Raw genomic sequence first — 13,845 nt, 5'->3', positions numbered from 1 at the left:
TCAGCCGATGGGGCTCGACGCGGGTTCGGAAGGGCGGGGACGAAGACGCGGGACGAAGGGGCCGCTCCCGCCCGCCCGGGGGCAGCGACGCGGGCGGGAGCGGCGTTCGGGGGGCGGAGCGTCAGCCTCCGGCGTCCGGACGGCCGTCGCCGGACGCTTCACCGGCCCCGCCCGACGCGCCGAGCACGCGGCCGCGCCGCGGTGCGGGGGCGTCGTACGCGGCGGGGACGACGCCGGCCAGGTGCTTGGCGGGCTCGCCGTTGTGGTCCATGAAGTCGCGGGCGGCGATCTCCGGGTGGTGCAGGTCGAAGGCCGGGGACTCCGACCGGATCCGGGGCAGGGTCACGAAGTTGTGCCGGGGCGGCGGGCAGGAGGTCGCCCACTCCAGCGAGCGGCCGTAGCCCCACGGGTCGTCGACGGTCACCCGCTCGCCGTACTTGGCGGTCTTCCAGACGTTGTAGAGGAACGGCAGGAGCGAGAGGCCGAGGAGGAACGACCCGAGCGTGGACACCGTGTTGAGCGCGGTGAAGCCGTCGGAGGCCAGGTAGTCGGCGTAGCGGCGGGGCATGCCCTCCGCGCCGAGCCAGTGCTGGACGAGGAAGGTGGAGTGGAATCCGATGGTGAGCGTCCAGAAGCAGATCCGCCCGAGCCGCTCGTCGAGCATCTTCCCGGTCATCTTGGGCCACCAGAAGTGGAAGCCGGCCATCATCGCGTACACCACGGTGCCGAACAGCGTGTAGTGGAAGTGCGCCACGACGAAGTACGAGTCGGAGACGTGGAAGTCGATCGGCGGGGCCGCCAGCAGCACGCCCGTCAGGCCTCCGAACAGGAAGGTGACCAGGAAGCCGACCGTCCAGAGCATCGGCGTCTCGAAGCTCAGCGAGCCCTTCCACATCGTGCCGACCCAGTTGAAGAACTTCACACCGGTCGGCACCGCGATCAGGAAGGTCATGAACGAGAAGAACGGCAGCAGGACTTGGCCCGTCACGTACATGTGGTGCGCCCACACCGTGACCGAGAGGCCCGCGATGGCCACGGTGGCGGCGATCAGGCCCGCGTAGCCGAACATAGGCTTGCGGCTGAACACCGGGATGACCTCCGAGACGATGCCGAAGAACGGCAGGGCCAGGATGTACACCTCGGGGTGACCGAAGAACCAGAACAGGTGCTGCCAGAGCATGGCCCCGCCGTTGGCCGGGTCGAAGACGTGCGAGCCGAACTTGCGGTCGCACTCCAGGGCGAGCAGCGCGGCGGCCAGCACCGGGAAGACCAGGAGCACCAGGACCGAGGTCAGCAGCACGTTCCAGCAGAAGATGGACATCCGGAACATGGTCAGGCCGGGGGCCCGCATGCAGATGATCGTGGTGATGAAGTTGACCGCACCGAGGATGGACCCGAACCCGGAGAGCGTGACGCCCATGATCCACATGTCGGCGCCGACACCGGGCGAGTGGACCGCGTCGGAGAGCGGCGCGTAGAGGAACCAGCCGAAGTCGGCGGCACCCTGCGGGGTCGCGAAGCCCGCGGCGGCGATCAGCGAGCCGAACAGGAACAGCCAGAAGGCGAGCATGTTCAGCCGGGGGAAGGCGACGTCGGGGGCGCCGATCTGCAGCGGCATGATCCAGTTCGCGAAGCCGGTGAACAGCGGCATCGCGAAGAGCAGCAGCATCACCGAACCGTGCATGGTGAACGCCTGGTTGAACTGCTCGTTGGAGAGGATCTGCGTCCCCGGCCGGGCGAGCTCGGCGCGCATGACCAGGGCGAGGATGCCGCCGATCAGGAAGAACCCGAACGAGGACACCAGGTACATGGTGCCGATCGTCTTGTGGTCGGTGGTCGTCAGCAGCCGGACCAGGGCCGAGCCGGACCGCTCGGCCCTGGCTCCTTCCGGCCGGGCGGCGGACGACGGCGGCGGCGCGCTGTCGCCCCGTGCCTCGATGGCGCTCAAGGACGCACTCCTTCGAAAACTGCTGCGGATGGGTGGCGATCCATGATCGGAACGCGACACCCGTACGCCCTAGGGCCGTTGGACCCAGCGGCCCGGGGCCGGTGGGCCCCGGTTCCGGGCCGCCGGCCGGGACCACCGTCACCGGCGCCCGGAGACGACGAAGTACCGGCGCGGCCGGAGGAGTCGGGATACTCCCCCGGTCGCGCCGGTGCGCTCGGGTTCCGTGCCGGGGGCTTCGCCCACTCGGCCTGACGGATCGTCAACAGTGCTTCTGCGGCGCATCGACAGGAGGACGTCGACGGCGGAACGGCAGCGTCGGCACGGCAGGCGCCGGAACGGCAGCGGCATCATACGGCCGTGTCGCTCCACGACACGGCCTGACGCCAGGAGGCGGCCCGGCGCCGGCACGTGGCAGCGGCGCGTCAGGAAGCGGCGGCGGTACCCGCAGCGAGCCGGTAGCCGGTCACCAGGTCGGGCCGGATGGCCACCATGTGGTCCATCGAGGCGTTCACCCACGGGCTCAACAGCGCCCGGTAGCGGGCCAGCAGGTGCGGGTCGGTGACCGGCCGGGCGAAGCCGGTGACCACCACGCTCCAGCCCAGCCGGGTCACCGGGTCGATCGCGTCGGCCTCGTAGGCGACCACCACCCCGGCGGCGTCCCCGCCCTGGGAGACCGTGGTCAGTGCGGCGCCGTCATGGGTCCGGATCACGATGGCGTCGTCCACCAGGAGGTGGTTGACCGGGCGGATCGCCGGCAGTGCGGACACGGTGAACACGATCCGGCCGAACGGCGCTCCGCCCAACAGCCGCAGGGCCTCGGCCCGTTCGAGCGGAACCAGCTCGCGCGGCGGGACTTCGGCGGGCGGCCGGGAACGGGGGCGGGCGGACGGCGGCAGCGCTTCGGGCCGGCGCAGCGCACGCAGTCGGCGGCGGACGGACTCGTCGCTCACGAGGCGCCCGCGATCAGGCCGAGCCGGCCGTCGAACCGTCGGTAGAGCACCCGCCCGCGCCGCGATCCGGGCTGCGCGAAGAACAGGTACGGCAGCTCGGCGGCCACCAGCCGCCCGACTGCCTGAGCCTCCGTCAGTTCCGGTGCTCCGCAGGGGCTCAGGGTGAGCGGAGCGATCGGTCGGGCGGGCGGTCCGGCGGCGGCCGTGCGGGCCAGCCGGTAGCCGGTCGGGCCGACCCGGTAGACCACGGCGTCGGTCTCGGTGGCGGGGTCCGTGAAGAGGTGGATGTCGAAGTCCATCGCGTCCATGGTCCGGGCGGCCGCGTCGGGCGAGCACCACACGAGGTGGGCCCGCTTGCGCCGGACGATGTCCTGCGACCCGGCCGCACGGGGGAGTTCGGCCCGGACCGGCGGCGACGGAGCCGGAGCCGGAGCCGCCGGGGCGGCGGCGGGCAGCCCGTGGGCCCGGGCGCGGCGCGGCCAGGGCCTGGGCGCCCACCCCGACGTGACGGCGGCCATGCGGCCGCGCAGGCCGTCGACCACCCGGTCCAGCGCCTCGCCCAGGTCGGCCGCGGCCTCCTGGACGCGGATCCGCCGGCCGTCCACCTCGGCGTTGACCTGGGCCAGCACCCCCGCCGGGCCGACCAGTCCGACCCGGACCCGCAGCGACTCGACCAGGGCGTCCGCCCCGCTCACGACGGCTGCCACCCGGGCTCTGGCGTCGACCGCGAACCCTCGCGAAATCCCCTCGCACACCCGCACCGTGACCAACTCGCCCACCTCAGGCCTCTTCCCGTTCCACCGCGTTCCCGTACTGCCGCGCCACCCGCCTCGGCGGGCCCGCACACACCGGCGCAGCGATCACCATCCCGCCCCCCGCGAGGCCCTCACAAGGGTCGAACGGCCCCATCGGCGCGCACCGTTCGGCCCGTACCGGCGAGGGAGGGCGTGCACCCGGACGAGGCTCGCGGCGGCGAGGCGGCGAGGCGGAAGGGCGGACGAGCGAGCGGCGCCCAGCCCCATCCGCCCAACCTCATCCGCCCGACCCGCCCCTCCCCCGTGGCATGATCGGGCCATGTCGACCCCTGCCGACCAGTCCGCGTACTGGAACTCCACCGGAACCGGAAAGACCTTCGGCCACCCGCTGCACCCCGGCTGGACCGCCCGGATCGACCGCGACGCCGCCCTGCTCGACTACGGCTGCGGCTACGGCCGGCTCGCCGGCGACCTCGCGGCCCTGGGCTTCACGGACATCGAGGGCGTCGACGTGGCGCCGGAGCTGATCGCCCGCGCACGCTCCGAGCAGCCCGCCGCCCGGTTCGACGTGCTGACCGACCCGCCCCGCCTCGACCGGCCGGACGCCTGCTACGACGCGGCGTTCCTGTTCGCCGTCCTCACCTGCGTGCCGGGCGACGAGGCCCAGCACACGCTCGTCGCCGAACTCCACCGGGTGCTGCGCCCGGGCGGACTGCTCCAGGTCAGCGACTACTGCCTCCAGCCGGACGAGCGCAACCGCGCGCGCTATCAGCGGTTCGAGGCGCGGTACGGCCGGTTCGGCGTGTTCGAGACCGGCGACGGCGCCGTCTGCCGGCACCACACCCGCGCCCGGCTGGACGAGCTGTTCACGGCGTTCGAACCGGTCGCCGAGCGCGAACTCCCGGTGCTCACCATGAACGGCCGCCCCGCCGTCGCCACCCAGCTCCTGTTCGCCAGGCGGTAGGCCCGCCCGGCCACCCGGTCGCCCCACCCGCCGCGCCGCACCGGACCACACGGCACCGGACCACACCGCACGGCACCGCACCGGACCGCACGGCACCTCATGGCACCACAGGACCCGTCCCCGGCCGTGGAGCCGGATCATGCGGGCCGCCCGCCACAAAGATGGGGGCCCACCCCCCATGCACCGGTGGCCACGGCGACGCCAGGATCGGGACCGAGGGCGGCGCCTTCGACGGCAGCGCAGCCCTCTCCCGGCATCGGAGGTGCGGTGGTGGCAGAGGTGAACGCCGTGCGCAGCACGCGCCTCGACGGGGGCGCCGGACCGGTTCAGGGCCCGGTCGCACCGGCGGTCGCCTCGACCACACCGTTCCCGCACTCTCCGATGCCCGGTGACGCTCCCTCGCCGGACGGGTCGGCCGGGCAGGCCGGCCACGGCCCGACACCAGCACCAGCACCAGCACCAGCACCAGCACCAGCACCAGCACCAGCCGAGTCCACACCCACATCCACGTCCACATCCAGGCCCACGTCCGAGTCCATGTCCGCGTCCGAACCCGAGGCGGTGCCCGTGCCCGACCCCGGAACAGCGACCGACTCACCGTGCGACGGCTCGCCCTGTGCCCGCCCGCCGCAACCCGGCCCACCGCACCCCGGCCCGGCCCCCCGTCCCCACCGCACCCGCCTCCGGTCGGCCCGTTCGGGCGGCTCCCCCTGGTGGGAGCGGGGCCTGACCCCGGGCCGGCCCGTTCCCGCCGCCCGCCCGGACTGGGCCGCCTTCACCGAGGCCGCCGTCGCCGCCGCACCGGTCCGGCCGGTCGTGCCGCGCGCCGCGTACCCGGGGCTGTCCGGCTTCGCGCTCGTCCTCCAGCCGTTCGCGGACCGTGCGCAGGTCCGGCTGCTCACCGCCCTCTCCCCCGCCGTGCGCGCCGCCGAGCAGCTGGGCCGGATCGACCTGGCCGCCCTGCGGGCCGGGTTCACCGCCCGCCTGACCGAGCGGCTCGCCCGGATCGCCGCCCGCACGCTGGTCCTGGAGCTCAACGTGGCCAGGGTCGGCGGGCGGCTGGCCGGTGGCAGCCCGCACGAGCGGTTCCGCTCGTTCCTCGCCCTCACCGCCCGCCGCGAGGGCCTCGCCGCGCTGCTGCGCGAGTACCCGGTACTGGCCCGGCTGCTGGCCCGCGCCTGCCTGGACGCCGCCGACGCCCACGCCGAGCTGCTGGACCGCTTCGCCGCCGACCGTCCGCTGCTGGTCTCCGGCCTGCTGCGCGGCCGCGACCCGGGAGCCCTGGTCGCCGTGACCGCCGACGCGGGCGACCGCCACCGCCGCGGCCGCGCCGTCGCGGTGCTGCACTTCGCCGACGGCGCCGCCGTCGTCCACCGGCCCCGGCCGCCCGCCGCGCACCGGCACTTCAACGCCCTGCTCGGGTGGTACACCGACCAGCCCGGGGTTCCCCGGCTGCGCGCGCTCGGCCTGCTCGACCGGGGCGGCCACGGCTGGACCGAGTACGCCGAAGCACGCCCCTGCCTGACCGGCTACGAGGTCGAGCGCTTCTACCGGCGGCAGGGCGCGCTGCTCGCGCTGCTGCACGTCCTGGACGGCACCGACCTGCACTTCGAGAACCTGATCGCGTGCGGGGAGCACCCGGTGCTGGTGGACGTCGAGACGCTGTTCCACCCGCCGGCCCGGAGCGGGCCCGCCGAGGACCCCGCGGCCCGTGCCATGGAGGAGTCGGTGCACCGGGTCGGCCTGCTGCCGCAGCTGCTGGTCGGCGACGACGGCGCGGTGGACGTGTCCGGGATCGGCGGCGGCGGCGCGGGCCGGCTCGCCTCGCCGGTCGAGGGCGTGGACTGGGCGGGCGCCGGCACCGACGAGATGCGGCTGGTCCGGCGCCCGCGCCCGTTCGGCGAGGCCCGCAACCGTCCCCGGCTGGGCGGCGCCCCCGTCGACCCGGCCGGGCACGTCGAGGCGCTGGTCGACGGCTTCCGCGCCGGGTACGCCGCGCTCGCCGCCGGGCGCGACCGGCTCGTCGGACCGCGCGGCCTGTTGCGGTCGTTCGCCGAGGACGAGGTCCGGGTGGTGCCGCGGGCCACCCGGGTATACGCGCGGCTGCTCGACGAGTCCACCCACCCGGACGTGCTGCGCGACGCCGCCGCCCGGCACGCCGTCCTGGCCCTGCTGCGCACCGACGCGGTCGACGACCCCGGCCGGCCCGAACTCACCGACCACGAGATCGCCGACCTCTGGGCCGGCGACGTCCCCCTGTTCACCGCCCGCCCCGGCGCCCGCGACCTGTGGACCTCCGGCGGGCGGCGGCTGCCGGGCGAGCTCGCCGAGGCCGGACTGGCCCGGGCGGAGGCCAAGCTGACCGCGCTCGGCGGGGTCGACCGCAAGGACCAGGAGTGGATCATCCGCGCGGCCATGGCCGGCGCCGCCGGGACGCCCGCGCACCGGCCGGGCCGGCCCGTCCCCGAGAACGTCTGGGCCACCGCGCCCGAACCCGACCAGCTGCTCACCGCGGCCCGGGGCATCGGCGACCAACTGGTCGCCTCGGCCTACCGGGCCCCTACCCGCACCAACTGGCTCGGCCTGGAGCTGCTGGCCGACCGGTACTGGCGGGTCCGGCCGCTCGGCGCCGACCTCGCGGGCGGCTACACCGGCGCCGCGCTCTTCCTCGCCCAGCTCGCCGCGCTCACCGGCTCCGACCGCTACGCCGAGGTGGCCCGCCGGGCCCTGGCACCCGTCCCCGGCCTGCTCGACGCGCTCGCCGCCCACCCCGACCGCCCGGCCGCCGTCGGCTCCGGTGCCTTCGCCGGTCTCGGCGGCATCGCCTACGCGCTCACCGAGATCGCCCGCACCCTCGACGACCCGCTGATCAGGCAGTGGACCGAACCGGCGGTGGCGCTCGCGGCGGCCGCGGCCGAGCGCGAGACCGACCCCGGCGTGCACAGCGGCACCGCCGGCGGTGTCGCCGCCCTGCTCGCGGTGCACGCCGCCGCGGTGCACACGGCCGCCGCACCCGCCGCTCCCGGCGGCCGCCCCGACGCTTCCCGTGCCGGCCCCGGTACGCAGGGCACGCCCGGTGCACTCGGCACGCCCGGCGCCCCGGGCGCCCTCGGCAGCTCCGCCCTGCGCGCCGCCGCCGTCGGCGCCGGGCGGCTCGCGGACCGGCCCGCCCCGGCCGGCACCGGCTTCGCCCACGGCTCGGCCGGCACCGGCTGGGCGCTGCTGCGGTACGCCGAGGCCACCGGCGAACCGGCCGACGGCCCGCACCACCGGGCCGGCCTGGCCGCCCTGGACGCCGCCACCGCCGCCCGCTCCCGGGAGGGCTCCTGGTGCCGCGGCCGCCCCGGCATCGCGCTCGCCGTGATCGACAGCCCGCTCGCGCTCGCGGACCGCCGGCTCGCCGACTGGGCCCAACGCGCCGTCCGGAACACCGCGCGCGCCGCACCGATCGCCGACCACAGTCTCTGCCACGGCGAGCTGGGCGTGCTGGAACTGCTCGGCCGGCACGGCCCCGCCTCCGGCCGGACCCCGTGGGTCCGTCGGGCCGGGGCGCTCCTCGCCGGCGTCGACCACGACGGACCGCGCTGCGGCACCCCCGACCACGTCCCGCACCCCGGCCTGCTCACCGGCCTCGCCGGGATCGGCCACGGACTGCTCCGCCTCGGCTTCCCCGACCACGTGCCACCCGCCCTGCTGCTCCGTCCCGGCGTCCCTCCCCCGCCCTCCTGACCACCCGCGCACCGCCCGCGTACCGATCCCGACCCCGGCCCCCGGCCCCGGACCGCTTCCCGAAAGCCTCGTCCGCCCCGCACGTCCGTCCGTCGCCCACCGGTGCGACCGGACGGACCGCACCACCCGTCCTGCCCGCTCGAACCGAACCGAACCGTCCGCCTCCATCGAACCGGCGCCACCCCCGCACCGTCCGCACCCCTCACGAAGGAGTACCGACCGATGCACGAGAACGACCAGCAGCTCACCTGGAAGCAGCCCGCCGCCCGCCCGGGTGAGGTCGCCGACCATCCGGCCGGCGAGATCCGGCTGCGGACCGGCGCCGGCCTGGGCCTGCGCTCTCAGCTGCTCGCCGGCACCGGCGGCGCCGTCCCGCCGATCTTCGAGTTCCCGACCATGACCACCCCGTTCTGACGGGCGCTCACCGACCCTGACGGGGTCGGACCGTCCGCCGCCGAGGACCGGGCAGCCCCTCGGCGGCGGACGCACCGGTCCGCACGGACTGACCCCGGCCGGGCCCTCGCCCGTGGGCGGGTTCCTCCCCGCGATCAGGCCCCCACGGCGGCCTGGGCGGACCGCCGGCCACCGAGCGCCGACCGCTGACCCTCAGCCGCTGCCGCCCCCTCACCCTCACCCGCAGCAGCCGCAGCCGCAGCCGCAGCCGCCCGGCGGCCCACCGATCGAGGCCCGCGCGACGTCACGCGAAGGGGCGCGCTCGACGCCCCGCCCGCCCGAGGCCCCGGCCCGCCCCGCGCACCGGCCCGGACACCCGTGCGCCCCACCCGCACCGCCGCGCGCCCCCGAATTCCGCGCCGCGCGCCCCTCGACCGCCGCCGGACCTCCGCGCGCCGTGCTCCTGTGCGCCCCACCTGCCCCACCTGACAGTCCAGCCACCCCGGCCGCGCCGCAACACCCCTCCGGCGTCGGCCGCCCCTCCCCGACCCCTCGTCCGGAGCACCTTCCAGGAGGCCCGGCAGGTCCCATCAGTCCCACTGACCACAGCCGTCACAACCGCCACCCCACCGGACGACCTCCCCGCTCATGTGGTCGTACCGTAACCATCCCGTGCTGACACCGTGTCTGCTTCGTGGCCGATTCGCCACCCTTCAGAAGAGATCGCCCGTCAAGTAGCCTGCGGCCATGCGGACCACGTCGTCGATCACCGTCGGCCGGGCAGCCGAGATCGGGCTGCTCGGCGATGTGCTGTCCGCCGCCCGGCAGCGGGCCGGCGGGGCCGTCTTCCTGTTGGGCGAGGCCGGCATCGGCAAGTCCCGACTGGCCGGCGAATGCGCCTACCAAGCGTACGGGCTCGGCCTGCCGGTGCTGCGCGGGCGGGGCAGCTCGACCGGCACGGTGACGCCGTTCCGCCCGCTGATCGAGGCGCTCTCCTCCAGGTTCCGGGCCGCCGGCCCGCCGGCCGACCCCGAACTCGCCCCCTACCGCCCGGCGCTCGCCCGCCTGGTGCCGGAGTGGCGGGACAGCGCGACGGCGGCCGGAGCGGGCGCCTACCCGGAGACGGTCGTCGAACTGGCCGAGGCACTGCTGCGACTGCTCGCGGTGCTCGGCCGGGACCAGGGCTGCGTACTGCTGCTGGAGGACCTGCACGACACCGACGCGGAGACCGTCGCCGTACTGGAGTACCTCGTCGACAACCTGGACGGCCTGCCGGTGCTGCTGCTCGGCACGCTGCGCGCCGAGCCGGGCCCCGCCCTGGACCTGGTCCGGGCCGCCGAGCGGCGGCGCGCCGCCGCCGTCGCCGAACTGCGGCCGCTGCCGCCCACCGAGGTCGCCGCCCTGGCCGCGGCGATCCTGGAGAGCGAGGTCGCCGAGGTGCCGGCGGCCGTGCTGGAGCAGTTGGCCGCCCGCGGCGACGGCTGCCCCTACCTGGTCGAGGAGTTGCTCGCCGACATGCTGGACTCCGGTGCGCTGCGCCGCGACGAGGACGGCCGGTGGACGCTCCCGGGCGGTCCGCGGACCGGCGTGCCCAGCACCATCGTCCGCAGCTGGAGCCGCCGGATCGACCAACTCGACCCACAGGTGAGGGAGTTGCTGCTGACGGCCGCCACCCTGGGCAGCCGGTTCTCGGTGACCACCGTCCAGCTGATCACGGGCTACGACGACCGGACCCTCTTCAGCCACCTGCGCTCGGCGTCCGAGGCCAACATGATCGTGCCGGACGGCGCCACCCCCGACCGCTACGCCTTCCGGCACGCGCTGACCGCCGACGCGGTGACCGCCGCCCTCGCACCCGCCGAGCGCGCCGCACTGGCCCGCCGGGCAGCCCGGGCGATCGTCCGAGCGGACCCCGAACTGGCCGACGAGAGACGCCAGTTGGTCGCGTCACTGCTGCTCGCGGGCGGCGACCGGGCGGGCGCGGCGGTGCACTTCGCCGAGGCCGGCCGGCGCATGCTGGAGGCGGGCGCGGCCAGCTCGGCGGTGGTACTGCTGGAGCGCGCGCACGAACTCGCCGGGGACGCCGAACGGACCGCCGTCACCGAACGGCTGCTGCCCGCGCTCGCCGAAGCCGGCCAGCTGGACCGGGCCTTCGAACTCGTCCGGACGCTGCCCCCGGTCCACCCCGACCGCGGACCGGCCCGGACCCCCGACGTCGAACGCCGGATCGACCTGCACACCCGGCTCGCCTGGGCGGCGGTCATGGCCGAACGCGGCCCGGACGCGGTGGCCCAGGTCGCCGCCGTGCGCGCGCTCTCGGCCGACCAACCGCGCCCCGAGCAGGACGCCGCACTGGCCGTCGTCGAAGGACACCTCGCCCTGCTGCCGGTCCACGGCCCGCAGGACCGGACCGACACCGCCACCCGCCTCGCCGAGGCCGAGCGGCGCGCCCGCCATGCCGCCGAGGTGGCCGAGCGGGCCGGCCTGCCGGTCGTCGCCTGCCAGGCCTGGCAACTGCTCGCCCTGTTCGCCCGCGAACGCGGGTTCGACGCCGCCGACGCCTGCCTCGAACGCATGCTGGCCGTCGCCGAGGCCCACGCCCTGCCGGTCTGGCGGGTCGAGGCGCTGCTCCGGCTGGGCGCCAACGCCTTCATGCGCACCGGCGACGGCACCCGCCTGGAACGCGCCCGCGAGGCGGCCGCCGGGCTCGGCGCGATCCTGCTCACCCAGACCCTGGACGGGCTGCTCGCGATGAACGCCGTGCTGCGCGGCGAGTGGGACACCGCCCGCAAGATCGTCGACCGCTGCCTGGACGCCACCGCCCGGCTTCGCAACCTCGCCGCCCACCGCTACCTGCTGCTCTGCTCCGCCACCCTGGCCGCGCACCGCGGCCGCGGCCGGGAGACCGAGCGCGAGCTCGCCCGCTTCCGGCAGGCCGGCGGCGAGGAGTCCTTCCTGATGCCGCTGCGGTACGGGCTCTGCCGGGCCGTCGGCGCGCTGCTCGCCGAGGACCGGACCGGGGCCGCCGCCGAACTCGCGGCGGGCCGCGCCTGGGAGGAGGAGCACCCCAGCGTCTTCTACCTGGCCGGCCGGCACGGCCTGCACCCGCTGCTGGAGGTGGCCGACGGCCGCTGGGGGCGGGCCGAACTCGACCGGGCCGCCGGTTCGCCGGCCGCCGAACTCGCCTGGAACCGCCAGTTCCTGGGCTTCGCCGAAGCGGTCCTGCTGGGCCGCGAGGGCCGCCCGGCCGAGGCCGCCCAAGCGGTCGCGGAGGCCCGGCTGACGGCCGCGCCGTTCCCCCTGGCGCACCACCTCGCCCTGCGGCTGACCGCGGAGGCCGCGCTGGCCGACGGCTGGGGCGAACCGGTGACCTGGCTGCGCACCGCCGAGGAGTACTTCCACCAGGTGGAGGTGCAGCCCGTCGCCGCCGCCTGCCGGACCCTGCTGCGGCGGGCCGGTGCCAGCGTCGCCCAGCACCGGGGCGGCCGCGACGCCGTCCCGACCCGACTGCGCACCTGCGGGGTGACGGTCCGCGAGTACGAGGTGTTCGTCCTGCTCGCCGCCCGGCCGGGCAACCAGGAGCTGGCCCGGAAGCTGTCGATCTCGCCGCGCACGGTGGAGAAGCACATGGCCAACCTGCTCGCCAAGACCGGACACGCCGACCGGGCGGCGCTCTGCGACCTGGCAGCCGAACTCTGCGGCGAGGGCTGACCGGGGCCCGGCGCGCCGGGCGGCGCGGCCGACCCCCCGCGCGGGGCCCCGAGCCGGAGCGGCGCGCCGGGAGCCGTCCGGTTCCCGCGCTCAGGGCTCCCGGCCCGCCCCGGCCCCCGCACCCCCCGCACCCGCTGCACCCGCTGCACCCGCCGGCGCGTCCGCCGCAGCCGCCGGCGCCACCACCTCGGCGGGTTCCGCCAGGCCGCGCGCGATCCACCACGCCACCGCGCACAGGACCGCCAGCGGCGCGAGCGCGGCCCGCAGCCCCACGTGGTCGGCGAGCAGCCCGATCACCGGCCCGGCGACCCCGCCGACGCTGACGGCCAGGCCGAGCGTGACGCCGCTGGCGGTCCCGATCCGGCTCGGCAGGTAGTCCTGGCCGAGCGTCACCTGGAGGGAGAAGGGCACGTACAGGGCGAGCGAGACGGCCGCCGCGAAGCCGTACAGCGCCGGCCCGGGCACCAGCAGCAGCCCGGCGACGGCCGGGACGGCGGCCGCGTAGGCCGACCGGACGGTGCGCACCCGACCCCAGCGTCCGGCCAGCCACCCGCCGAGCACGGTACCGACCGCGCCGCCCGCGAACAGGGCGAAGAGGGCCACCGTCCCCGCGCCGGAGCCGCCGCTCCCGCCTTCCCCGCCGCCGAGCCGCTGCCGGGCGTAGAGGGCGACGAAGGCGCTCAGCCCGACGAAGACCACCGACCGGCACCCGATCACCGCCGAGAGCCGCAGGAAGGCGGGCCAGTCGTCACGCCCGCCGCCGACCCGGGCGACGGCGTGCGCGGTGGCGGTCCGGGTGGCCAGGCGCCGCACGACCGGGGCGGTGAGGACGGCGGCGGCCAGAGCAGGCAGCACGAGCAAGGGAGTCGCGCCGAGCCCGCCGGCCGCCAGCACCGGGCCGGTCAGCAGCGGGGCGAGGGCGAAGCCGATGTTGCCGCCGAGCGAGTACCAGCCCATCCGGGTGTGGCCGGCGCCGCTCGCGGCCCGTGCCAGCCGGGCGGACTCGGGGTGGTAGGCGGCCACCCCGATCCCGGAGAGCGCGACCGCCGCGCAGACCAGCGGGTACGACCCGGACAGTCCGGCGGCCCCGACCCCGGCACCCGCCGCCACGGTCGCGGCCGGGATCAGCCACGGCATGGCCCACCGGTCGGTCAGCGCGCCGAACAGCGGCTGCACGATCGAGGAGAGCAGCGTCGCGGCGAGCATCACACCGGAGGCGGCCAGGTAGCCGAACCCGTGTCCGGCGACGAGGAAGGGGATCAGGGCGGGGACGACGCCCTGGTAGAGGTCGACCGCCGCGTGGCCGACGGCCAGCACGGCGACCGGGGCGGCGCCACCGGTCCGGGCGGCCCCGGAGGAGCCCCGCAGGGAAGTCCGGGAGGAGGTCTGCGAGGG

Annotated in this window: 8 protein-coding genes; 4 read left to right on the top strand and 4 right to left on the bottom strand. The window is 76.4% G+C overall.

Features of this window, described 5'->3' with window-relative positions:
- Positions 1-121 precede the first annotated feature (121 nt).
- From ctaD to AC067J_RS19540, 3 genes are all read right to left on the bottom strand, one after another.
- Complete coding sequence (gene ctaD, locus AC067J_RS19550; protein ID WP_478300775.1) at positions 122-1,948, bottom strand: aa3-type cytochrome oxidase subunit I; 1,827 nt, start codon at positions 1,946-1,948, stop codon at positions 122-124.
- A gap of 422 nt (positions 1,949-2,370) precedes the next feature.
- On the bottom strand, positions 2,371-2,844 hold the full coding sequence (locus AC067J_RS19545) for a pyridoxamine 5'-phosphate oxidase family protein (RefSeq protein WP_478300986.1): 474 nt from the start codon (positions 2,842-2,844) through the stop codon (positions 2,371-2,373).
- A 50-nt stretch (positions 2,845-2,894) separates the two neighbouring features.
- Positions 2,895-3,605: a sigma 54 modulation/S30EA ribosomal C-terminal domain-containing protein gene (locus tag AC067J_RS19540; protein WP_478300772.1), complete on the bottom strand. Its 711-nt coding sequence runs from the start codon at positions 3,603-3,605 to the stop codon at positions 2,895-2,897.
- Between the two features lie 367 nt (positions 3,606-3,972).
- On the opposite strand from AC067J_RS19540, the gene AC067J_RS19535 reads away from it, so the two are divergent.
- From AC067J_RS19535 to AC067J_RS19520, 4 genes are all read left to right on the top strand, one after another.
- Positions 3,973-4,617, top strand: coding sequence for a class I SAM-dependent methyltransferase (locus AC067J_RS19535; protein ID WP_478300771.1), 645 nt, complete (start codon positions 3,973-3,975; stop codon positions 4,615-4,617).
- A 537-nt stretch (positions 4,618-5,154) separates the two neighbouring features.
- Positions 5,155-8,346 carry a type 2 lanthipeptide synthetase LanM family protein gene (locus AC067J_RS19530; protein WP_478300769.1) on the top strand — a complete coding sequence of 1,064 codons (3,192 nt, stop codon included), beginning with the start codon at positions 5,155-5,157 and terminating at the stop codon, positions 8,344-8,346.
- 222 nt (positions 8,347-8,568) lie between these two features.
- Complete coding sequence (locus AC067J_RS19525) at positions 8,569-8,760, top strand: hypothetical protein (protein WP_478300768.1); 192 nt, start codon at positions 8,569-8,571, stop codon at positions 8,758-8,760.
- Between the two features lie 726 nt (positions 8,761-9,486).
- Positions 9,487-12,450 carry a helix-turn-helix transcriptional regulator gene (locus tag AC067J_RS19520; protein WP_478300767.1) on the top strand — a complete coding sequence of 988 codons (2,964 nt, stop codon included), beginning with the start codon at positions 9,487-9,489 and terminating at the stop codon, positions 12,448-12,450.
- Positions 12,451-12,540: 90 nt separating this feature from the next.
- Here AC067J_RS19520 and AC067J_RS19515 read toward each other — a convergent pair whose 3' ends face one another.
- Entirely contained in the window at positions 12,541-13,818 is a 1,278-nt protein-coding gene (locus AC067J_RS19515) for an MFS transporter (RefSeq protein WP_478300984.1), read from the bottom strand.
- Between the last annotated feature and the right edge of the window lie 27 nt (positions 13,819-13,845).

The organism is Kitasatospora sp. NPDC042419, from assembly GCF_056437345.1.
The sequence above is the reverse complement of the archived record's forward strand: the minus strand, read 5'-3'. Positions and strand labels throughout refer to the sequence as shown.